Source organism: Microbacterium oleivorans NBRC 103075, from assembly GCF_001552475.1.
Taxonomy (GTDB): Bacteria; Actinomycetota; Actinomycetes; order Actinomycetales; family Microbacteriaceae; genus Microbacterium; species Microbacterium oleivorans.
Window position 1 is genome coordinate 32,501 of sequence record NZ_BCRG01000013.1, and the last position, 22,745, is coordinate 55,245.

Sequence of the window (22,745 nt, forward strand, 5' to 3'; positions counted from 1 at the left end):
ATGCCTACCGTAGAGCGAGTGACCACCGTCGACATCCCTCCCCTCACCGCGTCACCGCGCCGACTCGGCGCAGCGATGTGGACGACGGGAATCGCGACATTCGGCGTGCTCTACGCGCCGCAGGGGCTGCTGACCGGCATCGCCGACGCCTACGACCTGACGGCCGCCGACGCGTCGTGGGTCGTCTCGACGGCAACGCTCGGCCTCGCGCTCGCGATCCTGCCGTGGGCGCTGGCAGCGGACCGCTTCGGTCGGCGACGGATGCTGCAGGTCGCCGCAGTGGCCGCCGCGGTCATCGCCATCGCGTCGCCTCTGCTGCCGGGGTTCGCGGGGCTGCTCGTCGGGCGGTTCCTGCTCGGAGCGGCGCTCGGCGGCATCCCCGCCCTGGCGGTCGCCTATCTGCACGAGGCCGCCGGCCCGCAGCGGGCGGGGGTCGCGGCCGGGGCGTACGTCGCGGCGACGAGCGTCGGCGGACTCGCGGGCCGATTGGTCGCTGCGCCGGTGGGCGAGCTCGTCGGGTGGCGATGGTCGTTGGAACTCCTCGGCATCCTCGCTGCAGCGCTGACGATCGTGTTCGCGGTGCTGCTGCCGGCGACCGAGGAACATCGACCGGTGCCGCTCCGGCGGAGCCTTCGGATCCTGGGGCGGCAGGCCCTGAACGTGAGGGCGCTGCCGTTGTATGCGATCGGTGCGCTGGTCGTCGGCGCGATGGTCGCGGTGTTCAACGCCCTCGGGTTCCGCCTCGAAGCCGCCCCGTTCTTTCTGAGCTCGACAGCCGTCTCGCTGGTGTTCCTGACGTATCTGTCGGGCACCGTGACCTCGCGACTGTCGGGCGCCCTCGTCCAACGCTTCGGAACCAGGATGCCGCTGGTGGCCGGCGGTCTCGCGATGACAGTCGGGGCGGCGGTGACGCTCGCGAACAGCGTGGTCGTCATCGTGCTAGGCGTTCTGTTGATCACGGCGGGGATGTTCCTCGCGCACGCGACGGCGAACGCCGCGACCGCGCGCGCTGGCGGATCGGGGCGTCAGCACGCCGTCGCGCTGTACAGCGTCGCGTACTACATCGGCTCGAGCGTGCTGGGAACGGTCGGCGCGGTGGCCTGGACGGCGGGCGGGTGGTTCGCGCTCGCTGCACTGGTCGCCGTGGCGGGGGCTCTGGTGGCGGTCGTGTCGGTCAAGGTGCGGGACTAAAAGCGTTGCCCTCGCTACAGTGCCAGGCATGGACAGATACGGAGACTTCACAGGGCTCGGCGTCGGGATCATCATCCTGATGATGGTCCTGTACCTGGGCACTCTCGCCCTGGCACTGTGGGTCGGCTACGTGATTCAGCGCACCGCAGTGAAGAACGGGATGCTGCGGGCCATGCAGGAGAGCGGGATGACCTTCGCTCCGCGACCCGGACCGCAGTACCCCGGCTCCGGACGCCCAGGTGCGCAACCGCCGTATCCCGGCCAGCCGCCGGTGCCGCCGGCCACTCCCCCGCAGGCACCTCCCGGGCCGTCGTCGAACGACTGACGGACTCGCGTCCGGGCGGGCACTCCCCGAGCTTGCTAGGCTTGCGTGGCGCCTCCGGGCGCATGGGGCTGTAGTTCAATGGCAGAACTTCTGCTTCCCAAGCAGATAGCGCGGGTTCGATTCCCGTCAGCCCCTCCATTGTCACTTCTCGCGCGGGTGCATTTTTCGATCCGAGTGGCACTCGTTCACTTCCAAGCGGGTTTCACGCGACTGGCCTTTCTGCGGCACGAAGGCGATCCGCACCCGGCCGCCTCGTGCTAGCCGAACCTCGCCTCTTCGACATCCGAAGAATGCCACCCCGCAGCGAGTCGGGTGCGAGAGGTGCCCCTGATGCCTGCTACCGCAGCTTCGGCGACCGTGGGTCGGTCCGCTTCGGCGGGCCGACCCCCAGTCACGTCAGTACGTCATCACCAGCGAATTCGTGACGCTGATGATCGTCACGATCGCTGCGTTGAGGAATCCGGCGATGTACGGGTTGTTGGTCTCCCGATAGATCTTGCGGCTGATGACCGCGGCGACAGCCAGGATGACGACCACCGGGAACAGCCAGATGCTGAAGATGCCACCGAAGCCGTCGATCGTCTCACCGGTGATGAAGAACGTCGTGTACTGCGCGACGACCAGCACGATTGGTCCAAGCGAGTTGAACAGCGCGAGCAGTGCGGTGTTCACCCATTCGCGTCCCCGCAGCGTGAAGCGGTTGAACGAGTTGATCGCCACCGAGTTCGCGATGAAGTAGACGAGGAACAGCGGCAGGACGATCAGGGAGTACCCGATCATCTCGGGGTTGAACGCCTTGACGGCGATCACCCAGAACCGGAAGTCGGTCTTGAAGAAGTAATCCAGCACGAAGACGATGCCGAATGCGGCGACGGTCGTCGTCAATGCGAGAGCCACTCCGAGACCGAAGCGCCGCCAGCCCGGGAGGACACCGACGGCCCGCAGGTCCTGACCACTGCGGCGACCGAACAGCAGGTACGAGACGATCATGATGACGAGACCGGCGACACCGTTGATCGCGGCCCAGATGCCGATGAACCACGGCACACCGGGGGCGATGAGGTTCACCGAACCGAACGCGATCGCTCCGGCCCACTCGGCCTGGCTGAGCAGCACGTAGCTGAGGATCGAGAAGACGGCCGTGACGACCAGCCCTCCCCAGAACCAGACCAGACCGCGGCGCGTGTTCGCCACCGCCGCGATCGGCTCCGAGACGCGCACCCCCGCGAAGGCTCGGGTCCCCAGCAGCGCGCGCGTGAACGCGACGAGGAAGATGCCGAAGCCGATCAGACCGAACGTCGTGAGGACTTCCTTGAGCTGCCAGTTCTGGTCGCCTGCCGCAAGCGGGTTCGGTGCGCCGAGCGACTCGTCGAAGAAGTCGACCAGGTGCCCGACGGCCGTGCTCGAGATCGTCGACCATGGGTGCGTCTGCGGGAGAGACCAGACCACGCGCATCGCGTCGGCGCCGTCGACGTCCTGGGTGTAGACCTGGCCGGCCTCCCGCACGTCCGTCGCTTCGGACGGGTCCTGCCCGAAGTGCAGGAACGACTGGGCGTTGGGAGTGGAGAGGTATTCGCGCGGCGGGGTCAGCGCGTTGCCCTCGGCGTCGTAGCTGCGGAAGAAGAACTCGTCATACTGCGCCTGGATCACTCCGGTGTCGCGGCTTCCGTAGATGTTCGTGAATGCACCCGCGTCGTCGACGTAGACGGGGTCGTTGTCGACGAGCAGAACAGAGGCGATGAGGGGAGTCTCGGCCTGGTTGTCGAGCGCGACCGAGAAGTTCGCTGCACGTGCGCCGTTCGAGTGACCGGTCACGCCGATCCGGCTCGGGTCGACATAGGGAAGGTCGGCGATGAGCTTCACCGCGTCGTACATGCCGGTTCCACCGACGGCCTCCTGGCCGGCGGGGAGCGGGTCGGAGTTGCCGTGACCGTACATGTCGATCGACAGCACGACGTAGCCGCGTCGGGCGAGCTCGACGTAGTTGGCGTCCTGCATCTCGCGGTTGTTCCACCAACCGTGGCTGACCACGATCGCCGGGCGCGGGTCTTCAGCAGAGACGGCAGCCGGCTTGAACAGCAGGGCACTCATCTCGCGACCCGAAGCGGCCTCCCAGCGCATGTCCTCGACGGCGACGCTGCCACCGACGGTCTGCACGAGCGAGGCACCGATGCTGGAAACCAGCATCAACACCAGAGACAAGGCCAGCCAGAAGCTGTTGCGTCGGAAAGTTCGTCGCGTCATTTAGGGGGTGCTCCTTCACACACGGACCCCTCATCGGGCCCGACCTCTGCAGTGGGCTCGTTCCCGCTGCGCGACCGCCAATCTACGGTCGCAACGGCCGACACCCTGCGAAATGCACACGTGTGCACCGCCGAACCCGCACGCCTGAACGGTGCGCACCGTGTCATTTCTCCCGCGAGAGCGAGTCAGAGGTAGCTCACCACCGCCCCGACGGATTCGGCCGGCTCGGACACCATGTGAAGTCCCGAAGCGCTGTTGGCTGTGCGCGATAGCGACTCGAGCCAGGCATGGTTGATCTTCGGGGCACGGCTCCCGTGGAACTTGAAGTCGAGGGCGGATGCGGGATGAATCCACACCGAGTGCCGCCCGTCTCCCAGGGAGGCGTCGTCGCGCCAAGTGAAGAAGAACGGTTCACCACGCTTCAACTTGTTGCCGATCACGATCTGCATGTGAGCGAGCGCGCGGTCCTCGATGTCCGTTCTCACGGCGTTGCCATAGCGAAAGCTACCCATGGTCGACCCTCCGACCGGGAGTCCTGCGAACACACCGGCAGAGCCGACGATGCGGAATCCGCTGGACCTCATCCCTCTGCTGAGACTCCTCCGGCCGTGACTGGTCGACAAGGGGATGGCGCACATCGCGTTCACGTGCTTCGGATTCGGTCTGTCAGACGAGACTCGCGATCAATCCTTCGACGCGACTCCGAATATCGTCGCGGACCTCACGGACGACGTCGACCGGCTGGCCGGCGGGGTCGGTGAGCTGCCAGTCCTCGTAGCGCTTGCCGGGGAAGATCGGGCATGCGTCGCCGCATCCCATCGTGATGACGACATCCGCGTGGCGGACAGCATCGGTGGTGAGGATCTGGGGGACGGCATCGGCCAGGTCGATACCTTCCTCTGCCATGACGGTGACGGCCTGGGGATTGACAGCGTTGCCCGGCTCACTGCCGGCGGAGAAGACATCGATGCGGTCCCCGGCGAGTGCCCGGAGGTAGCCTGCGGCCATCTGCGATCGTCCGGCGTTGTGCACGCAGACGAAGAGGACGGCGGGCTTGGTGGTGTCGGTCATGGGTGCTCCTACTGAGTGGTGTCGGGGGAAGGGGGAACAACGGCCCGACCGATGATGCGGGGAGCCGTCGGGTAGAGGACGAGAAGGAGTGCGAGTCCGGCTGCGGCACCGACGAGTTGCGCCGCGATGAACGGCATCACGGACGCCGGCGCGATTCCGGCGAAGGTGTCGGTGAAGACGCGAGCTATCGTGACGGCGGGGTTCGCAAACGATGTCGAGCTGGTGAACCAGTATGCGGCGCCGATGTAGGCCCCGACCGCGGCGGCGGTGACGGCCACCGTGGTCGTGCGTGCGAGGGCAAAGATCAGCAGCACGAGTCCGGCGGTGGCGACAACCTCTCCCACGAGGTGCCCGAGGGTGGCTCGCTGGTGGGTCGAGAACGCCGGGGCGACGTCGAACATGACGCCCGCCAGGAAGGCGCCGGCGATTCCGCCCGTGACCTGAGCCGCGATGTACGCGCCGAGGTCGGCGGATGAGCGAGCGCCGGGCCCGCGTCGGCTGAGTGCCCAGTCCACGATGGAGACGACGGGGTTGAAATGCGCTCCTGACACGGGGCCGAGCATGAGGATCAATGCGGCAAGGCCGAGCGCTGTGGCGAAGCTGTTCTCGAGCAGTTGCACGCCGACATCGTTCGGGGAGAGTCGCTGAGCGGCGATCCCCGAACCGACGACGACGGTGACGAGCATCCCGGTCCCGAGCAACTCTGCCAGCAGTCGGCGCATCAGCGGTGGTCGCGCCCACGATGGCGGGAGCGGTTGAGCGCCCACGATTCAGACGGATGCCGGTGCGAGGCCGGCCTGCAGGGGCGGGGCGCAGCACGCACCGCTGCGAGAGGCGCCGTCCGCACCGATCACGATCACGGGCAACACGTTCTCCACCGGAGCCTCCCCTATGCATCGACGAAACTCGATGGATTGAGAATGCCCCGTCGCATCGACAGATGTCAATACGACGTGAGAGGATCACGGCATGCCCCCACAGCTCCCGCTTCTCCGTCCGAGGGACGGCGCGGCGTGCTGTGGCACCGTTATGGGCGGTCTGATCTCGGTCGAGGACGCTGAGCACTCGGCACGGGTGTTCAAGGCGCTCGGCGACCCCACGCGCGTTCGGCTGCTCTCACTGATCGCTGCTTCCGAAGGCGGGGAGGCCTGCATCTGCGACCTGACCGAGCCGGTGGGCTTGTCGCAGCCGACCGTCTCTCATCACATGAAGCAGCTCGTCGATGCTGGACTAGCCACCCGTGAGCAGCGCGGCCGGTGGGCCTTCTACCGTGTCGTCGCCGACACCCTCGACGCGGCATCCCAGACTCTCCGCCCGTGACCGGCACGACCATCCGGGCCATGAGGGGGGACGACTGGCCCCAGGTGGAATCGATCTACCGCGAAGGCATCGCCGCAGGAAACGCCACGTTCGAGAGCGACCCCCCATCCTGGGATGACTTCGACGAAGGAAAGCTCCACATCGGCCGGCTCGTCGCAGCCGACCCCACGGGTACCGTTCTCGGCTGGATCGCCGCTTCCCGCGTATCGACCCGAGAGGTCTACCGAGGCGTCGTGGAACATTCCGTCTACGTCGCCGATCGCGCTCACGGCCGCGGCGTCGGCACCGCCCTGCTTTCCACTTTCATGAGCGAGGCCGTTCGGGCCGGGGTATGGACGATCCAAGCGAGCGTCTTCCCCGAGAACACAGCGAGCCTGACTCTGCATGAACGAGCGGGCTTCCGCCGCATCGGCCACCGCGAACGCATCGCCTATATGACTCATGGGCCCTGGGCGGGTACCTGGCGCGACACGGTCCTCGTCGAGCGTCGCCTCAGCTGAATCGCGTCGAAACCCACGCGGCCACGGGGAGCGACAACCTGGGCGGCTCACCGAGCCGACTCACTGGGTGAGTTCGCGATCCAACCGGTCGAGCAGGAGTTCGAGGGCGATTTCGAACTCCTCTTCGCTGTGGTCTTCGCTCAGCAGATCGCGGAGCCGACGAACCTCCGGCGCATCATCCAATGTCTCCTGGCCATCCGCGTTCGGGATGGAGGCGTTGCCTTCATCGAGCGGAACATCGTCGGGGCCGAACTGGGCCCCTCGGACGGTGGTTTCCAGCAACAGCTGACCGAGGAGGAAGCTACTGAAGGTCCGATAGGCGCCGACCGCCTGCACATCCGTGAACCCTTGGGCGATCAGCGCACGGAGGAATGTGTCGACGACGGTCACGCTTCGGAGCGGTGGGCGGAGCCACGGCGCCGCCGGGTGGCGTGTCGCGATCAGGGGAAACGCCTTGGGGTGTGCGATCGCCACATCGCGGACGGCGTGCGCGACATTCTGCAAGAAGGCCTGCCAGTGCTGTCCCGCTTCACGTTCCATCGTGGTGGTGAGATCCGCCATCAGGGCGCTGACGACGCCCTCCAGCAGATCCTCCTTGCCATGCACGTATCTGTAGAGGGCCATCGCCTCGACGCCCAGCCGCAGCCCGAGGGTGCGCATCGACAGTCCCTGCGGGCCGGACTCGTCCAGCGTGGCCAGGGCCGTCGCGATGATCGCCTCGCGAGTCAACTTCGGGGATGTGGTGGTGTCGGACTTCTTCATGAGGTGGCCTCCACCTCGATCTTCCCCTGCCCCGGCAGATGTGTGGGGGTCGAGCTGCTCCGGCGACGGTGTTTACACCGTAAACTTGACCGTCGACGTGAGGACCTGCGGTCGCAGCAGCACCGTCTCGCTCGAAATCACAGCAGCTTCAAACACGAGGAAAGCGAGAGGGCGGCATGGGGCGCCTCACGATCGGAACCGACGCGATCACCTTCGACGACCACACGCTGGCGCACCTGGACGCGGTGATCGCGACCAAGCTTCGCCGCCAGGAGCCCTTCTCGTTCACGTGGGTCATCGATGCCAGCTTCGGAAGCGGACGAATGTCGAGGTGGATCAGCCCGGCGACGAACTGGAGTGTTCGTTACGACGACCGCTACCCCGCCGCCCTGAACCCGGCATGGCTGCAGCAACTCATGAAGGCAGCAAACTCTCCCGAAGGTCTTCGAGTGATCCCCGAGCCGGCGGACCGACCGTCCGAAGGTCGAGCGGGGTCGGCGACCGCCGCGGATCCCCGCTGACCCCCGGTCTCTTCGCCGCCACCGCATGACACGCTGGGACCGTGATGGGGAAAGACGAGCTCATCCGCGCGGTCGAGGCGGCGGCATCCGTCGACGGGTTCTCCCTCGATTCGGCTCAGCGCGCTGTCCTCGATCGCCTGTCCATGCTCGGCACCGAGCCGGCCGGCGCGGCGCGCAGCGTCTACGTCCACGGTGAGTCCGGCCGGGGAAAGTCCTGGTTGGCGGATGCCGTCTACACAGCTCTCCCCCTTCGTGAGAAGAGTCGCGTCCACTTCCACGGGTTCTTCCACGAGTTGCACCGCAGCATCCAGCGGCACCGGGGCGAGCCCGACGCGGCGGACCGGGCGATCGAGGATGCCATCGGGAACAGCAGGCTCCTCTTCTTCGATGAGTTGCACGTGCACGATCCCGGCGACGCGCGGCTTCTGACCCGGCTGCTCGATCACGCCTTCACCCGGAAAGTCACCGTGCTCGCGACCTCCAACTACGCACCCGACGACCTCCTCCCCGACCCCGACTGGCACCACATCTTCGAGCCCGGCATCGCCCTCATCACGGCGAACATGGACGTGCTGGCACTTCGCGGACCCACCGACTACCGCACGGTCACCGACGACCACACGCGAGGATTCGCCTCGGGCATCTGGTCGACTCGGACACCGCCGCGCACCACTGCTTCGCCGTCCAGCCTCACACTCAACGGCCGGGTGTTCCCAGCGACGTCGACGGACGACGGTCAGCTGAGTGTGACGTTCGACCAGCTCTGCCGCACCCCGACATCGACGATCGAATACCTGCGATGGGCCCGCGACTTCGGCAGCTGGACCGTAACGGATGTGCCTCGCTTCGACGCCGTCGATCCTCCGGCGCAGCAGCGATTCATCAACGCGATCGACGTCCTGGTGGCCGAGGACGTCCCCGTCGACTTCTATGCCCACGTCGACCTCGACGAGTTCCTCGAGGCTGCCTCACGGCGGCCCGATGCGTCCCGCATGTCCAGCCGGATGCGCCTCCTGGAGACGGTGAGTGGCGAACCCGTCATCCCGAAAGCCTGATCCGCGGACGGTCCCCGACTCTGCGGCATCCATTGACGCAGAAGGGGCGGGACCCGCGGCCCGCCCCTTCTGTCAGCGCGGTCAGTTCTCGCTGATGGTGCTCCGCGCTTCCTGAGCGCGATCGGTGACGGTGCCCGCAGCGTCGGCGCCGTCCTCCTTGACGGTCTGGACCGCTTCCTGGGCGCGATCCTTGACCGCACCGGCCGCCTCCTGCGCGGGCTCCTTGAGGTGACTCGCAGCATCCTTCGCCACCTCGCCGAGCTCGTCGACGAGCGGCTGCGCCTGCTCCTTCGCGGTCTGGGCGAGCTCCTTCTCCTTTGACGACGCAGGGATGAGCGACGCGGCGAGAAGGCCGGCGCCGAACGCGATGAGGCCGACAGCGAGGGGATTACCCTCGGCCTTCGCCTTCACGTCGTGCGCGACACCGGAGGCCGACCCGGCGAGGTCGTGCGCGGACGAGCCGGCGCCATCGGCCGCGCCCATGATCCGGTCGCGGACCGAGCCGACGGCGCCCGTGATCTTGCTCTTCTGGCGGTCGACGATCTTCGACGGGCTGACCTTGTCCGCCAGGGCGTCGACGTCCAATCCGAGTTCGGCACGCGTCCGCTCGATGTCGGCACGTATGGCGTCAGGTGAATCACTCATCGGTTCTCCTCGTTTCTCTTGAATGTCTCGGGAATCTCTTGGAGCGTCTCCACGGTCTGCGGGGCTCCCTGCACGTTCTTCAGTTGCTTGCGTCCGGTCACGTACAAGACGGCCGCGATGATCGCCCACAGGACCGCCACGATGACCCCCGACCAGCCCCAGCCGACCAGGGTCGCGAGCGCGGCCCAGAGAGCGAGGGACAGGAAGAGGACGACCATGGATGCCGCGTACCCGGCGCCGCCGAGCATGCCGGCACCCTTGGCCGAGGTCGTGGCCGACTCCTTCAGCTCAGCCTTGGCCAGCGTGATCTCCTGACGCATCAGCGTCGAAAGGTCCCGCGTCACTTCACCGAGGAGGTCGCCGAGCGAGGTGGTGGTGGCTTTCTGCTCAGAAGGAGTCGCGTCGCTCATCCGTGTCCCGCCCTTCAGTGCCGCGGAGGGCGCCCGCCGACTCGTCGTAGAGCGGTGTGCTCGACGACGGCAGTCCAGCGGTCGGGTTGGTCGCGATCGGGTCGAGGTACGACGGCTCGTCTCCGCCCACAGGTGTCGCAGAAGCGGATGCCGGCACGCCCGCGCCCGCCGGAGTCGGCGTGATCGAGCGGCCCGCGGTCGCGGTGCCAGCGTCGTCGTGAGACGCCATGGCCCGGACGAGGCGTCCGGCGACGATGCCCACGACTGCGGCACCGGCGATGAACGCGACGGGGCGGCGCCGCGCGAACCGCTTCACCTCGTCGAGAAGCGCCGCGGGGTCGCGGTCGCCGAGCCACGTCGCGGCGTCGGCGAGGCGCGTGGAGAGCTGCTGCACGAGGTCGGTCGCGACGCCGCCGCCCTCGGAGTTCCGGGCCATGGACCCGAGTTCCTCGCCCACGGATTTCAACCCGCTCGCGACACGCTCCTGCTGCTGCGCCGCCTGGCCGGACAGCTCCGACCGACTCTGCGAGTAGAGATCCTTGAGTTGCGTCTTCGCCTCGGTCGCGACGGATGCCGCTTCGTCCTTCGCGGTGTGCGCGACATCCTTCGCGGCATCGGTTGCGGTCCCCGTGACCGCGGATGCCTCCTGCTTCACGGTCTCGGTCGTGCCCGAGTCTGCCTCGGCTCCACCGGTACCGGCGGGTCCATTTCCGACTGACATGGTTGCTCCTTTGCTGAGGACTCGTGTCCTGGGAGCGCAACTGTGCGACCGGTTGTGGTGTCGCGAGACGGGGGTTGCGCGCGGCCCCGATGACGGGTAAACGCGAGACCGTCTATCAGGATCGGCCCGCGTAAGATGGGACCGGCGCGTCGGGAAGTCTGGTCGACATTTCTGTCTGTCGACCCTTCCGGAGGACCAGCCCGTGAACACGCCGAGCACTGACCGCACCGACCTGCGCGCGCCACGCTGGCGCGGCTACACCGAAGCCGCCCGTGTGTCCGAGATCCTCCGCAAAGAGGCCGTCGGAGGAGTGCTGCTCGTGATCGCCGCCGTCGCAGCCATCGTGTGGGCGAACGCACCGGCATCCGACAGCTATTTCGCCCTGCGCGACTTCCGTGTCGGTTACGAACCGTGGCATCTCGAGCTCTCCCTGGGCGCGTGGGCGGCCGACGGCCTGCTGGCGATCTTCTTCTTCCTCGTGGGGCTCGAACTCAAACGCGAGCTCGTCGTCGGTGATCTGCGGCGGTTCAGCACCGCGGTCGTCCCGGTGACGGCGGCGATCGGCGGCGTGGCCGTGCCGGCCCTGATCTACGTCGCCGTGGTGCGCGGGCAGGACGGACTCGCTCAGGGGTGGGCGATCCCCACGGCGACCGACATCGCGTTCGCCGTCGCCGTCCTCGCTCTCGTGGGTTCGCACCTGCCGAGCCCGCTCCGCATCTTCCTGCTCACCCTCGCCGTGGTGGACGACCTGATCGCGATCGGCATCATCGCCGTGTTCTACACCGAGGACATTGCCGTCGTTCCTCTCGTCGTCGCCGTCGGCGTGGTCGCGGTCTACGGCGTCATCGCGCAGCGCTACCGGTCTCTGTTCGCCGGACATTCGCTCGCGGCGTGGCTGGTGCTCCTGCCGATCGGCCTCGTCGCCTGGGCGTTCCTGCACGCGTCGGGCGTACACGCGACCATCGCGGGCGTCGCCCTGGCCTTCACTATCCCCGTGAAAGCGGCCCGCGGCGCGACCGACGGCCCCCGCGCAGCGGACCTCGCCCATGAGTTCGAGCACCGCTTCCGCCCGCTGTCGGCCGGCTTCGCCGTGCCCGTGTTCGCCTTCTTCGCCGCCGGAGTCGCCGTGGGCGGCACCGACGGCATCCTTCGCGCAGCGACCGACCCGGTCGCAACCGGCATCGTCGCGGGACTCGTGCTCGGAAAGCCGATCGGCATCCTCCTGGCCGTCCGCACGCTGACCCTGGTGACGAAGATCCGGCTGCACCCGGAGCTGCGGTGGGTCGACCTGCTCGGAGTGGCCCTGCTGGCCGGCATCGGCTTCACCGTCTCGCTGTTGATCGCCGAGCTCAGCTTCCCCGCCGGCTCGACCGAGGGTGACGACGCGAAGATCGCCATCATGATCGCGTCCTTGCTCGCGGCGCTGATCGCGTCCGGCATCCTCATCGCTCGCAACCGCCGTTACCGCCAGATCGCAGCGGAGGAGACCGTAGACGAGGATGCCGACGGCACGCCCGACATCTATCAGGATGCGCCTGCGCCCACATCGCGGCACGAGGGGTAACCTCGCCTGCGCACGAGAATGGCGAGCCGGGAAGTCTGGTCGGCAGCGGTTGCTCGACCGTTCCCTTCGAACGAAAGCCAGTGATGGAACACCCCGCATTGACACTCGGCGACACGGATACCGCTGTCGCCCGCGGCATCACCGCCCGCCGACCCATCGACGGCGAGGAGGTGATCCGCCCGCGCGCGGTCCTCGCCTTCGCCGATCTGCGCGACTACTCCCGCGGGACCGGCAAGGATCGCCTCCGTGCGCTCGCGACCTTGGCGGCTGTCGAAACGAAGCGGCATGTCGGGGTGCGACAGGTCGTCTTCGCGGTGATTCTCGCGCCAAGACATGCGCTGGCGTTCGACCGGGTCGCATCCGCGCTGGGTGCGCGTGTCCACGCAGAGCTGGAGCGCGACAACGCGCGGGACGTCGAGGTCACGTTCCTGGACGTCAGCGAGTGCGGAGACGTCCCGGCGCTGACGGAGCGCCTGCTCGACCGTTGCGCGGACCCCGTGGGCCAGCACGGCGTCGTCGTGCTGGACTGGGACGACATCCGCGAACACTCGATCCGGCGGGCCGCGCGCGACCAGTACCTCTGACGTCCACCGTGCCGCGCTGAGCAGGAATGCTATCGCCGGGCAACCGTTGTATTCGTGTGCATGGCGTCGGCCGCGAGAGTCACGGCGTCGACAGCAAGCACGCCCTCGTCGGGCTGACCAAGGTCGCAGCCCCTCGAGTACGCGGCGCAGGGCGTTCGCACGAACGCGGTCGGCCCCGGCTTCATCGACACCCCGCTCGTCCGTGCGAGCCTCTCGGGTGAGGCGCTGTCCGCCCTCGAGAAGGAGCACGCGGCCGGGCGCCTCGGGACGGATGCCGAGGGCGCCGCGCTCACGCGGTTCCTGCTCAGCGACGACGCGTCGTTCATCTCGGGCAGCTACCACCTCGTCGACGGTGGATACTCCGCTCACTGACGCCGGCGCTTCGCCCCGACGACGATCGTCGTCCGGGGCGGAGCCTGCGGGCGGATCAGGCTGAGGGCGCCGCTTCGATGTGAGCAACCGAACGGACCTCGAGGTACCCGCACAGGTCGGCGGCGGTCGCGAGCTCGGCCACGAGCGCGCTGGTCTCCTCAGCCGAGAGGGCGACCTCGTCGAGCTGCGGTTCGAACACGACGCGCCAGCGAACGTCCTCGCCCATGGGCGGCCGGACGTAGACCGTCGTCGATGCGTTCCGCAGTGGCACGACGACGAGCCCGCCGTCATCGCCCCAGGAATCGTCCTGGATGACGACCTTGATCAGGTCGCCGTCTTCGCGAGCGGCGGTGAAGTCGTCGAGCCACGTCTGCAGAGTGGTGCGGCTGCGGTACGGCATGTGTTCGTCCTTCTCGCGCGAGACGATGCCGATGGACCCGGCGGAACGATGTCATGCGCTGTCGTGAGGGTAACACCCCCCGCCGACCTCGTTCCGCCGGGTATCCGGACTCAGTCGCGCAGCGTCTCGATGTCGATGACGAACCGGTATCGCACGTCGGAGCGCAACACGCGCTCATAGGCGTCGTTGACCTCGTTGACGCCGATCAGCTCGGTCTCGGGGACGATGCCGTGCTCGGCGCAGAAGTCGAGCATCTCCTGCGTCTCAGCGATCGATCCGATGCTCGACCCGGCGAACGACCGGCGGTTGCCGAACAGCGTGAAGACGCGGAGCGGAAGCGGCTCGGGCGGGGCCCCGACGTTGACCATCGTGCCGTCGAGGCGCAAGAGGCGCAGGTACGAGTCGAGCTTCAGCGGTGCGCTGACCGTGTTGACGATGAGGTCGAACGTGTTGGCGAGGGTGTCGAACGTCGACTCATCACTCGTGGCGAAGTAGTGCGTGGCACCGAAGCGCTTTCCGTCCTCCTGCTTCGAGAGGCTCTGCGAGAGGACCGTCACCTCGGCGCCCATCGCAGCGGCGATCTTGACGGCCAGGTGGCCGAGCCCGCCCATGCCGACGACGGCGACCTTCGAGCCGGGACCGACCTTCCAGTGCGCGAGCGGCGAGTAGGTGGTGATGCCTGCGCAGAGGAGCGGTGCGACCGACTCGTAAGGGATCCCTTCGGGGATGCGGAGCACGAAGTCCTTGTCGACGACGACGTGCGTCGAGTAGCCGCCCTGCGTGACGGTGCCGTCGCGGTCGATCGAGCCGTAGGTCTGAGTGTTGCCCTTCAGGCAGTAGTTCTCCATGCCGGCGAGGCAGTTCTCGCACTCGCGGCACGAGTTCACCATGCAGCCGACACCGACGCGGTCGCCGACAGCGAAGTCGGTCACCTCGGAGCCGACCTCGACGACCTCGCCGGCGATCTCGTGACCGACGACCTGCGGGTAGGTCACCGGACCCCAGTCGCCTCGGACCAAGTGGATGTCGGAGTGGCAGATGCCGGCATAGCGGATCGCGATGAGGACGTCGTGGGGCCCGGTCTCGCGACGTTCGATCGTCGTGCGAAGAAGTGGATCGGACGAGGATGGTGCGGCGAAAGCGGCGACGGTAGGCATGTGGTCTCCTTGCTGATCGATAGACGGATGCCGCGGGTCGACGCATCCGTCGAGAACGACGCTACGCCCGCCAGGTGATGAGTCTCGTCTGAGCCGACCCCGCGTCAGACGGTGCTCGTGAAGATGTGACCGCCGCCGTGGACCTCGACCACTCGACCGTCGGGCAGCACGATGTCAGCTGGAACGCCGTCGGGGAGGGCGACGTCGAGGGTGAGCCCCCCCCGCCTCGACTCGCCAGGCGACGCTCACGTACCCCTGTCGCGTCTCGAGCGAGGTCTCGGCCCACTCGATTCCCGGCCCCGGGCGCGGCTCGATGCGGATCCGCTCATACCCCGGTGCCGCAGGGCGGAGCCCTCCGACGACCTGGTAGACCCAGTCGACGACGGCGCCGAGCGCGTAATGGTTGAAGCTCGTCATCCCGCCCGGGTTGATCGACCCGTCGGGCAGCATCGAGTCCCATCGCTCCCACACGGTCGTGGCGCCCATCGTGATCGGGTACAGCCAGGACGGGCACTCCCGTTCGAGGAGCAGCCGGTAGGCCTCGTCGAGGTGCCCGGTCTCGGACAGCGCCCACGTGACGTACGGCGTACCGGCGAATCCGGTGGTCACCCGATAGCCGGAGTCGCGCACGATCTGAGCGAGACGATCGGCAGCCAACCGCCGCACGTCGCCGGTGAGGACGTCGAACGCGATCGCCAGCGCATAGACCGTGGCGCAATCCGAGGCGACAATGCCGGCCTCGGTGACGTAGTGGCGGATGAAGGCCGTGCGCGTGCGGTCGGCGAGGGCGCGCCAGCGTGCGGCGTCGGTTTCCTTGCCCAACGCCGCTGCAGCGTCGGCGGCGAACGAGGCTGACCGGTAGAGACACGCGGTGGCCACGACGGCCGGATCGGCTTTGGCCGCTGCCGGGTCCTCCGGCGGCGCGTCGGGATCGAGCCAGTCGCCGAACTGGTTGCCGTGCTCCCACAGCCCCCGTTCCGAGATGAGCGGTTCGACCGAGGAGAGGTGGAGCACCATCGCGGGGTAATGAGCGGCGAGGCGGTCGAGGTCGCCGTACGCGTACCAGAGGGCCTGCGGCACCCACACTGCCGCATCGCCCCAGACCGCCGTCGGACCCGACCAGCCGCTCATCATGTCGGCGGGGAAGTTCGCGTACTTCAAGATCGCGGGGATGACGAAGGGCACGGCGCCGTCGGGAGCGTGCTCGGTCTCGAGCAGCAGGTCGTTCAGCCAGCTGTCGAGGAAGTCGGCGGAGTCGAACGCGAACGCTGCGGATGCCGCGAAAGCTGCGATGTCGCCGGTCCACCCCAGGCGCTCATCACGCTGCGGGCAGTCGGTCGGGACACTCAGGAAGTTGCCGCGCTGACTCCAGACGGAGTTCTCGACGAGCTGCGTGACGAGCGGCTGGGAGCACGCGAATCGTCCCGTCCGCGCCATCTCCGAATGGACCACGACGGCCTCGAGGTCTCCCGAGCAGAGCTCGCCGGGCCACCCGTCGACCTCGGCGTAGCGGAAACCGTGGAACGTGAAGGTGGGCTCGAACGCGTCGACCCCACCCGAGAGAACGAACTCATCGGTCGCCTCCGCGTTGCGGAGCGGCCGGACGCCCAGCTCGCCGTCCTCGAGGACCTCTGCGTGACGGATGCGGATGACGTTCCCGCGGGCGCCCTGCACCCGAAACCGGAGCCAGCCCACGAGGTTCTGCCCGAAGTCCACGAGAACACGACCCGCCGGTGAGCGCCAGATCCGCTGGGCCGGGAGCGCCTCGTGCCGCAGGACCCGCGGCGACGTTTGCGGCGCGAGCGCGGTGCGGTCGACGTCGCACTCGCGAACGGCGAGCGACGGAGCACCCTCGCGCAGGCGGGCGTCGATGGTCTGCCCTCCGTAGAGCGAGTTCCGGGTGACGTCGGATGCCGCGGCGTGCCAGGCATCCGATGTCGAGATCCGCTGCACCGTTCCGTCGCGGGAGACGATCTCCAACGTCGCCGCGACCGCGATCTCGTCGCCGTAATCGGCGAGCGCCTCGCCGAAGCCCAGCTGTCCCCGCCACCATCCGTTGCCCAGCACCAGCGCGAGCCGCAGGTCACCGCTCGCCGCACGGATCGTGGAAGTCACGTCGAACGACTGGTATGTCAGCCGCCACTCGTAGGCGGTCCAGCCGGGGTTGAGCACCGACTCCGTCGCTGGCACCCCATCGACCTCAGCCTCGTATACGCCTCGCGCCGAGGCCCAGAGAGTCGCAGACGCGACCTCATCCCGGGGTGCAAAGAGCGGAGTCGAGAAGGTGAACCGGAGGGCGACCCCACTCTCGGCATCAGCGGTCAGGAAGGCCGCATCCGTCAAGGGTGACGTCGTTACCGACATGAGGGAGCCCCTTCGCTCAGACTGAAATCGCGCTTCAGCCTAGGGGGACACGACTCAGCGCGGTCCGAACCCGTCGAGGTCGGGATCCCAGAACGTCTCGGGCTCGACGTCGTAGGCGATGTCGCCGGAGGCGCCGTCCTCGCGGGGGAAGAGCGGGTGGTGACGCAGCTGCGCCGCCGCGAAGGCGAAGTCGGGCTCGGGCCCCTCCCAATCCGTGGCGACGGACAGGACGTCATTACCCACTCCGATGACGAGGGATGCCTCGCCGATCTCGCCGTTCTTTTCGAAGACGATGGGGATGGTGATCGCGTCCGCCCGCCCACGTTCCGCGATGGCGGCTGTCAGGGTGATGAGAGCCTCCGCCACGTCATCGGACGTGACCACGGTCTCGCCGGCGTAGGTGATGCATCTCATACGACCACTATGGAACGTCCCACTCGTTTCGGCGGAGTAGTTGCGCTACCGCCTCGAGCCAGGTACGGCGGGTGCCGGGTCAGACGTCAGCGACGACCGGGGCGACATCGTCGACGGCATCCGACATCCGACGCAGGAAGTCGACGACGTGCTCCTGCGCTTCGGGCGTCATGCCCGCCGCGACGTCGTACATGAGGCCGTGCATGCGGCCGAGTGTCTCGCGCACTTCGTCGTCGGCATGCGAGGTCGCCTTCACGAAGATGCTGCGGCGGTCCGTCGGATTCGCGACGCGCTGCACGCGTCCCGCCTTCTCGAGGCGGTCGAGCATCGTCGTGATCGACGCCGACGTCACGCCGAGATACTTGACGAGTTCGGCGGGTCGAGCGGCGTGGTCGGGCTGGCGGAGCAGGAAGCGGAGCGCAAGCATCTCGTTCTCGCCCATCGACATCGAGTCGCGCGTTCGGCGCCGCATGGCCGACTCGGCGGCACGGTAGGTGCGGAGGGCCTCGAGCACCCGGCGAGCCCGCTCACGATGGCCGGGCGCCTCGTCATACCAGTACCCCACCGGTTCCGACGTGCCGTCACTGGTTATCGCGTCGGCGTCCGCCACATCCACTCCCCGCTGATGACGCCGATTGCGGCGATCTCGTCGAGAATAGGGGATGAGAGAGGGTGCCGACCTGCCCGTAGCCCCGTGTCCGCGGATCCGATACCCTCGCGCCGATCCCCAGAGGAGTCCCGATGCCGTTCCGCAGTAAAGAGACACTCGAGAGCTGGGTGTCGGATTTCCACGACGCACGCGGAGCCGGCGAGCGCATCAAGGTCATCGTGCAGGACGGCTCCGACGGCTCCGACACCGGCCTCGTCATCGTCCCGCTGGAGAACGCCACCGTGTCGATCTCGATGGAGCCCGTCTCGATCGGCGACTCGTCGTGGCGCGTGACGTTCGAACCGCAGCCCGACACCACGATGCTCAACAGCCACCAGCTCCACGGCATGGCCGCAGAGCTGGCCGTGGCGGCCGAACTCTGCGCCTACCTCGAGGGTCGCTCGGTGGGTCACGACGAGTCCGACGAGTAACGCCCGGCACCCTTCTCACATCGCGCCTTCCCTCGAAGAGAGGAAGAGGTAACCAAAGCAGTCGATCCCCGTGCGGTCGGGGAAACACCCGCCCTTTAGCGTCGAGCCTCACACCCGGCTCCACGACTGAAAGGCACTGCGATGACCTACGTCAAGCCCACCGAGCTCGTCCAGACCGTGATCGACGCCGGCGCGTCGAAGGTCATGCTCTCGACCCGCGACACCCTCATCCGCTCGATCATGGGCGGGGCGATTCTCACACTCGCCGCCGCCTTCGCCGTGACGATCAGCGTCACCACCGGCAGCCCGCTGCTGGGCGCCCTGCTGTTCCCGATCGGGTTCATCATGCTCTACCTGCTCGGCTACGACCTGCTCACGGGCGTCTTCGTCCTGGCGCCACTCGCGTGGCTCGACAAGCGCCCGGGCGTCACGCTCGGCGGCATCCTCCGTAACTGGGGACTCGTGTTCCTCGGCAACTTCATCGGGGCCTTCGCGATCGCCGTCCTCATGGCCATCGTCTTCACGAACGGGTTCTCCACCCCGCCGAACGAGGTGGGCCAGGCGATCGGCCACATCGGCGAGGGACGCACCGTCGGCTACGCCGAGCACGGGGCAAACGGGATGCTGACGCTCTTCGTCCGCGCCGTGCTCTGCAACGCGATGGTCGCCACCGGCGTCGTGCTCGCGATGGTCTCGAAAGACGTCATCGGCAAGATCGTCGCCATGTGGATGCCGATCACGCTCTTCTTCTTCATGGGCTTCGAGCACTCGATCGTGAACATGTTCCTGTTCCCGTCGGGTCTCCTCCTCGGCGGCGACTTCACGATCGGCGACTACCTGATGTGGAACGAGATCCCGACGGTCGTCGGCAACCTCGTCGGCGGGCTCCTGTTCGTCGGACTGCCGCTGTACGTCACATACGGGCGCCCGGCTGCACCCCGTCGGCTCCGCCCTTCGCGCCGCGAGACGGCTGCGGCACGCACCGCGTCCACGGACGCGCCCGTCGCCGCTCGGTGATCACCGTGGCCCGCATCGTAAAGAGCCCGCAACACGGCGGGACCGCCCACGCAACGTCACCCGCCTACGTTCGCGACATGAGCTCCACCGGCCCCACCCCGCCCCATGTGGTCGTGGTGGGAGCCGGGATGGTCGCCCATCGCTTCGTCGAGAGCCTGCTGAGCCGCACCGACGACGCGTGGCGGGTCACCGTGATCGGTGAGGAGCCGCGGTATCCGTACGACCGGGTCGGTCTCACCTCCTTCTTCGCGGGGGCGTCCGCCGACGACCTCGCCCTCGACGCGTCGCCGCTCGCGGACGACCGGGTGCGCTTCCACCGCGGCGTGACCGTCACCCGCATCGACCGCGACGCCGCCGAGGTCGTGACCGACCGCGACGAGCGCATCGCGTACGACCGGCTGGTCCTCGCCACCGGCTCGTACGCCGCGCGGCTCGCCGTCGACGGCTACGACCACGACGGATGCTTCGTGTACCGCACGATCGAGGACGTCGAGGCCCTCGAGGCTTTCGTCGAGCGACGCTCAGCCGAGCTCGGCCGGCGGCTCGTGGGGACGGTGATCGGCGGGGGGCTCCTCGGGCTCGAGGCGGCGGGCGCCCTGCAGGGGCTCGACGTCGACTGCACGGTCATCCAATCGTCGGACCGCCTCATGTCGGCTCAGCTCGACCTGCCCGCGGGCGACGCGCTTCGGCGTCTGATCGAGGAGCGCGGCATCGGCGTGCGGACCTCCTCGCTCACCACCCGACTCGACGCCGACCGGAGCGGTCAGGTTGTGGGCCTCGAGTTCCGGGACGGGTCGTGGGAGAAGACCGACGTGGTCGTCTTCACCGTCGGCGTGCGTCCCCGCGACGAGCTCGCCCGGTCGGCCGGGTTGACCGTCGACCCGCGCGGCGGGGTCGTCATCGACGCCGCGTGCGACACGTCCGATCCGCAGATCCTCGCGATCGGCGAAGTGGCGAGCTTCGACGGTCAGTGTGTCGGACTCGTCGCGCCCGGCTACGCCATGGCGGAGGTCGCGGCGGCTCGCCTCTTGGGCCTCGAGGCATCCTTCGCCGGCTTCGACGTATCGACCAAACTCAAGCTCTCGGGTGTCGATGTCGCGAGCTTCGGCGACGCGTTCGCCGAGACGCCCGGCGCTCTCGACGTCGTCTACGCCGACCCGATCGCCGGGGTCTACAAGAAGCTCGTCCTCTCGGACGACGCGAAGACGCTGCTCGGCGGCATCCTCGTCGGAGACGCGTCGGCGTACGGATCGCTCCGTCCCCTCGTCGGCGGCACCCTGGGCGGCGACCCTGTCGCATACCTCATGCCGCAGGACGGTGTCGCCGCCCCGACGGGCGAGCTGCCCGACGAGGCGCTCGTGTGCTCCTGCAACAGCGTGACGGCCGGCGGCATCCGGTCGGCCGTGCACGACGAGAACTGCACCGACGTGAAGGGCATCAAGGCGTGTACCAAGGCGGGGGCCGCGTGCGGGTCGTGCGTCGGGATGATCACGAAGCTCCTCGGCAGCGAGCTCGCGAAGACCGGTGCCGCCCTCAGCAGCTCCCTCTGCGAGCACTTCGCGATGTCGCGGCGCCAGCTCTTCGACGCCGTCCGCGTCTCGGGACTGTCGACCTTCAGCACGGTCATCGAGCGCTTCGGCACCGGCCGCGGCTGCGACATCTGCAAGCCCGTGCTCGCCAGCATCCTGTCGACGCTCACCGGGCGTCACGTGCTCGACGGCGAGAACGCGACGCTGCAGGACACGAACGACCACGTCATGGCGAACATGCAGAAGGACGGCAGCTACTCCGTCGTTCCACGCATCCCGGGCGGCGAGATCACCCCCGAGGGGCTCCTCGTGATCGGCCAGGTCGCGCAAGACTTCGGGCTCTACACGAAGATCACCGGCGGCCAGCGGATCGACATGTTCGGCGCCCGCCTCGAGCAGCTGCCCGAGATCTGGCAGCGCCTCGTCGACGCCGGCTTCGAGTCCGGCCACGCATACGGCAAGTCGCTCCGCACGGTGAAGTCGTGCGTCGGCTCGACCTGGTGCCGCTACGGCGTGCAGGACGCGGTCGGTATGGCCGTGCAGCTCGAGCTCCGCTACCGGGGGCTCCGCTCGCCGCACAAGATCAAGCTCGGCGTCTCGGGCTGTGCGCGCGAATGTGCGGAGGCGCGGGGCAAGGACGTGGGTGTCATCGCGACCGAGGCGGGCTGGAACATGTACGTCGGCGGGAACGGCGGGTTCACGCCGCGCCACGCGGTTCTGCTGGCCGAAGGCCTCGACGACGCCGGCCTTCTGCAGGCGATCGACCGGTTCCTCATGTACTACGTCTTCACCGCCGACCGGTTGCAGCGCACCGCTCCCTGGTTCGAAGACCTCGAAGGCGGCATCGACGAACTGCGCCGCGTGGTCTTCGACGACTCCCTCGGAATCTGCGCCGACCTGGATGCCGCCATGGCACGCCACCTCGACACCTACGAGGACGAGTGGAAGGCGACCCTCGACGACCCCGAGAAGCTTCTCCGGTTCGCCTCGTTCGTCAACGCTCCCACTACGCCCGATCCCTCTCTTGCCTATACGGCGGAGCGCGGCCAGGCCCGCCCCGCGACCGCCGAGGACCGCGAGGCGGGCGTGCTCATCGCCGGCACCACCCTGGAGGTGCGGCGATGACGATCCTGACCCCCGAGACGGATGCGCTCATCCCCGTCGGCTGGACCGCGGTGTGCGCCCTGGCAGACCTCGAGGTGGAGCGAGGGCGCGCAGCACTTCTCGGTGACGTCCAGATCGCCCTCTTCGTCACGCACACCGGACGCGTCCACGCGGTGCAGAACCTCGACCCGTACAGCGGCGCCCACGTCATCTCGCGCGGCATCGTCGGGACGCGGGGCGACGTCCCGACGGTCGCGTCGCCGATGTACAAGCAAGTCTTCGACCTCCGCACGGGCGCGTGCCTCGAGACGAACGGCAAGGAAGCGAAGGCCCTGCGCGTCTGGCCTGCGGCCGTCGCCGACAGGATCGTCTGCATCCGGGAGGAGCAGCCGTGA

Annotated in this window: 24 protein-coding genes, 1 tRNA gene and 2 pseudogenes; 14 read left to right on the forward strand and 13 right to left on the reverse strand. The window is 68.1% G+C overall.

Annotated elements, in window-relative coordinates; all coding sequences use genetic code 11:
- Positions 1-18 precede the first annotated feature (18 nt).
- From MO1_RS12445 to MO1_RS12455, 3 genes are all read left to right on the forward strand, one after another.
- Positions 19-1,191, forward strand: coding sequence for an MFS transporter (locus MO1_RS12445; protein ID WP_082724419.1), 1,173 nt, complete (start codon positions 19-21; stop codon positions 1,189-1,191).
- A gap of 28 nt (positions 1,192-1,219) precedes the next feature.
- Positions 1,220-1,516: a hypothetical protein gene (locus MO1_RS12450; RefSeq protein ID WP_036311580.1), complete on the forward strand. Its 297-nt coding sequence runs from the start codon at positions 1,220-1,222 to the stop codon at positions 1,514-1,516.
- Positions 1,517-1,580: 64 nt separating this feature from the next.
- Positions 1,581-1,654 (forward strand) — tRNA-Gly (locus MO1_RS12455).
- A gap of 258 nt (positions 1,655-1,912) precedes the next feature.
- Here the strand turns inward: MO1_RS12455 and MO1_RS12460 are convergent.
- From MO1_RS12460 to MO1_RS12475, 4 genes are all read right to left on the reverse strand, one after another.
- Entirely contained in the window at positions 1,913-3,760 is a 1,848-nt protein-coding gene (locus MO1_RS12460; protein WP_236081028.1) for an alpha/beta hydrolase family protein, read from the reverse strand.
- A 185-nt stretch (positions 3,761-3,945) separates the two neighbouring features.
- A complete protein-coding gene (locus MO1_RS12465) occupies positions 3,946-4,272 on the reverse strand; it encodes a DUF7882 family protein (RefSeq protein WP_060916236.1) in 327 nt (108 codons plus the stop codon).
- 154 nt (positions 4,273-4,426) lie between these two features.
- Entirely contained in the window at positions 4,427-4,831 is a 405-nt protein-coding gene (locus MO1_RS12470) for an arsenate reductase ArsC (RefSeq protein WP_036311579.1), read from the reverse strand.
- Positions 4,832-4,839: 8 nt separating this feature from the next.
- Positions 4,840-5,556 carry an aquaporin gene (locus MO1_RS12475; RefSeq protein ID WP_370670648.1) on the reverse strand — a complete coding sequence of 239 codons (717 nt, stop codon included), beginning with the start codon at positions 5,554-5,556 and terminating at the stop codon, positions 4,840-4,842.
- A 244-nt stretch (positions 5,557-5,800) separates the two neighbouring features.
- Between MO1_RS12475 and MO1_RS12480 the strand changes: the two genes are divergently transcribed.
- Both MO1_RS12480 and MO1_RS12485 read left to right on the forward strand, forming a co-directional pair.
- Positions 5,801-6,151, forward strand: coding sequence for an ArsR/SmtB family transcription factor (locus MO1_RS12480; RefSeq protein ID WP_370670647.1), 351 nt, complete (start codon positions 5,801-5,803; stop codon positions 6,149-6,151).
- 20 nt (positions 6,152-6,171) lie between these two features.
- Positions 6,172-6,651 carry a GNAT family N-acetyltransferase gene (locus MO1_RS12485; RefSeq protein WP_136362389.1) on the forward strand — a complete coding sequence of 160 codons (480 nt, stop codon included), beginning with the start codon at positions 6,172-6,174 and terminating at the stop codon, positions 6,649-6,651.
- Positions 6,652-6,711: 60 nt separating this feature from the next.
- Here the strand turns inward: MO1_RS12485 and MO1_RS12490 are convergent, their stop codons facing one another.
- A complete protein-coding gene (locus MO1_RS12490) occupies positions 6,712-7,413 on the reverse strand; it encodes a TetR/AcrR family transcriptional regulator C-terminal domain-containing protein (RefSeq protein ID WP_036311569.1) in 702 nt (233 codons plus the stop codon).
- 176 nt (positions 7,414-7,589) lie between these two features.
- On the opposite strand from MO1_RS12490, the gene MO1_RS12495 reads away from it, so the two are divergent.
- The gene (locus tag MO1_RS12495) at positions 7,590-7,934 is read left to right on the forward strand and encodes a DUF7882 family protein (protein WP_036311568.1); all 345 of its coding nucleotides are present in this window, start codon (positions 7,590-7,592) and stop codon (positions 7,932-7,934) included.
- 44 nt (positions 7,935-7,978) lie between these two features.
- Positions 7,979-8,989 carry a cell division protein ZapE gene (gene zapE / locus MO1_RS12500; protein WP_235186112.1) on the forward strand — a complete coding sequence of 337 codons (1,011 nt, stop codon included), beginning with the start codon at positions 7,979-7,981 and terminating at the stop codon, positions 8,987-8,989.
- Between the two features lie 81 nt (positions 8,990-9,070).
- On the opposite strand, the gene MO1_RS12505 is transcribed toward zapE, so the two are convergent.
- From MO1_RS12505 to MO1_RS12515, 3 genes are read right to left on the reverse strand one after another with little or no spacing between them, the layout of a single operon-like run.
- On the reverse strand, positions 9,071-9,634 hold the full coding sequence (locus tag MO1_RS12505) for a DUF3618 domain-containing protein (RefSeq protein WP_036311566.1): 564 nt from the start codon (positions 9,632-9,634) through the stop codon (positions 9,071-9,073).
- Positions 9,631-10,044, reverse strand: a complete 414-nt coding sequence (locus tag MO1_RS12510; RefSeq protein WP_036311564.1) for a phage holin family protein — start codon at positions 10,042-10,044, stop codon at positions 9,631-9,633. The genes MO1_RS12505 and MO1_RS12510 overlap by 4 nt, the downstream gene beginning before the upstream one ends.
- The gene (locus MO1_RS12515) at positions 10,022-10,765 is read right to left on the reverse strand and encodes a hypothetical protein (protein WP_060916198.1); all 744 of its coding nucleotides are present in this window, start codon (positions 10,763-10,765) and stop codon (positions 10,022-10,024) included. Before MO1_RS12515 ends, MO1_RS12510 begins: the two co-directional genes overlap by 23 nt.
- Positions 10,766-10,967: 202 nt before the next feature.
- On the opposite strand from MO1_RS12515, the gene nhaA reads away from it, so the two are divergent.
- The 3 genes and pseudogenes from nhaA to MO1_RS14540 form a co-directional block, all read left to right on the forward strand.
- Positions 10,968-12,329 (forward strand): Na+/H+ antiporter NhaA, encoded by a 1,362-nt coding sequence (gene nhaA, locus MO1_RS12520; RefSeq protein ID WP_060916199.1) that lies wholly within the window; start codon positions 10,968-10,970, stop codon positions 12,327-12,329.
- Positions 12,330-12,412: 83 nt separating this feature from the next.
- On the forward strand, positions 12,413-12,913 hold the full coding sequence (locus tag MO1_RS12525) for a hypothetical protein (protein ID WP_236081029.1): 501 nt from the start codon (positions 12,413-12,415) through the stop codon (positions 12,911-12,913).
- 86 nt (positions 12,914-12,999) lie between these two features.
- A pseudogene (locus MO1_RS14540) lies at positions 13,000-13,285 on the forward strand (SDR family NAD(P)-dependent oxidoreductase); the annotation flags it as partial.
- A 55-nt stretch (positions 13,286-13,340) separates the two neighbouring features.
- Here the strand turns inward: MO1_RS14540 and MO1_RS12535 are convergent.
- The 5 genes and pseudogenes from MO1_RS12535 to MO1_RS12555 form a co-directional block, all read right to left on the reverse strand.
- Complete coding sequence (locus tag MO1_RS12535; RefSeq protein WP_036311560.1) at positions 13,341-13,685, reverse strand: hypothetical protein; 345 nt, start codon at positions 13,683-13,685, stop codon at positions 13,341-13,343.
- A 110-nt stretch (positions 13,686-13,795) separates the two neighbouring features.
- Positions 13,796-14,842, reverse strand: a complete 1,047-nt coding sequence (locus tag MO1_RS12540; protein ID WP_060916201.1) for an NAD(P)-dependent alcohol dehydrogenase — start codon at positions 14,840-14,842, stop codon at positions 13,796-13,798.
- Positions 14,843-14,946: 104 nt separating this feature from the next.
- Positions 14,947-17,206 (reverse strand): annotated as a pseudogene (locus tag MO1_RS12545) (family 78 glycoside hydrolase catalytic domain).
- Positions 17,207-17,260: 54 nt separating this feature from the next.
- Positions 17,261-17,620, reverse strand: coding sequence for a hypothetical protein (locus tag MO1_RS12550; protein WP_060916202.1), 360 nt, complete (start codon positions 17,618-17,620; stop codon positions 17,261-17,263).
- Between the two features lie 79 nt (positions 17,621-17,699).
- Positions 17,700-18,230 carry a MarR family winged helix-turn-helix transcriptional regulator gene (locus tag MO1_RS12555; RefSeq protein WP_082724421.1) on the reverse strand — a complete coding sequence of 177 codons (531 nt, stop codon included), beginning with the start codon at positions 18,228-18,230 and terminating at the stop codon, positions 17,700-17,702.
- A 131-nt stretch (positions 18,231-18,361) separates the two neighbouring features.
- Here MO1_RS12555 and MO1_RS12560 point away from each other — a divergent pair, with 131 nt between their 5' ends.
- The 4 genes from MO1_RS12560 (at position 18,362) to nirD (ending at position 22,745) form a co-directional block, all read left to right on the forward strand.
- Complete coding sequence (locus tag MO1_RS12560; protein WP_036311550.1) at positions 18,362-18,700, forward strand: hypothetical protein; 339 nt, start codon at positions 18,362-18,364, stop codon at positions 18,698-18,700.
- Positions 18,701-18,841: 141 nt separating this feature from the next.
- Positions 18,842-19,717, forward strand: a complete 876-nt coding sequence (locus MO1_RS12565; protein WP_036311547.1) for a formate/nitrite transporter family protein — start codon at positions 18,842-18,844, stop codon at positions 19,715-19,717.
- A gap of 77 nt (positions 19,718-19,794) precedes the next feature.
- Positions 19,795-22,371, forward strand: coding sequence for a nitrite reductase large subunit NirB (gene nirB, locus MO1_RS12570; protein WP_174520587.1), 2,577 nt, complete (start codon positions 19,795-19,797; stop codon positions 22,369-22,371).
- Positions 22,368-22,745: a nitrite reductase small subunit NirD gene (nirD, locus tag MO1_RS12575; protein ID WP_036311540.1), complete on the forward strand. Its 378-nt coding sequence runs from the start codon at positions 22,368-22,370 to the stop codon at positions 22,743-22,745. The genes nirB and nirD overlap by 4 nt, the downstream gene beginning before the upstream one ends.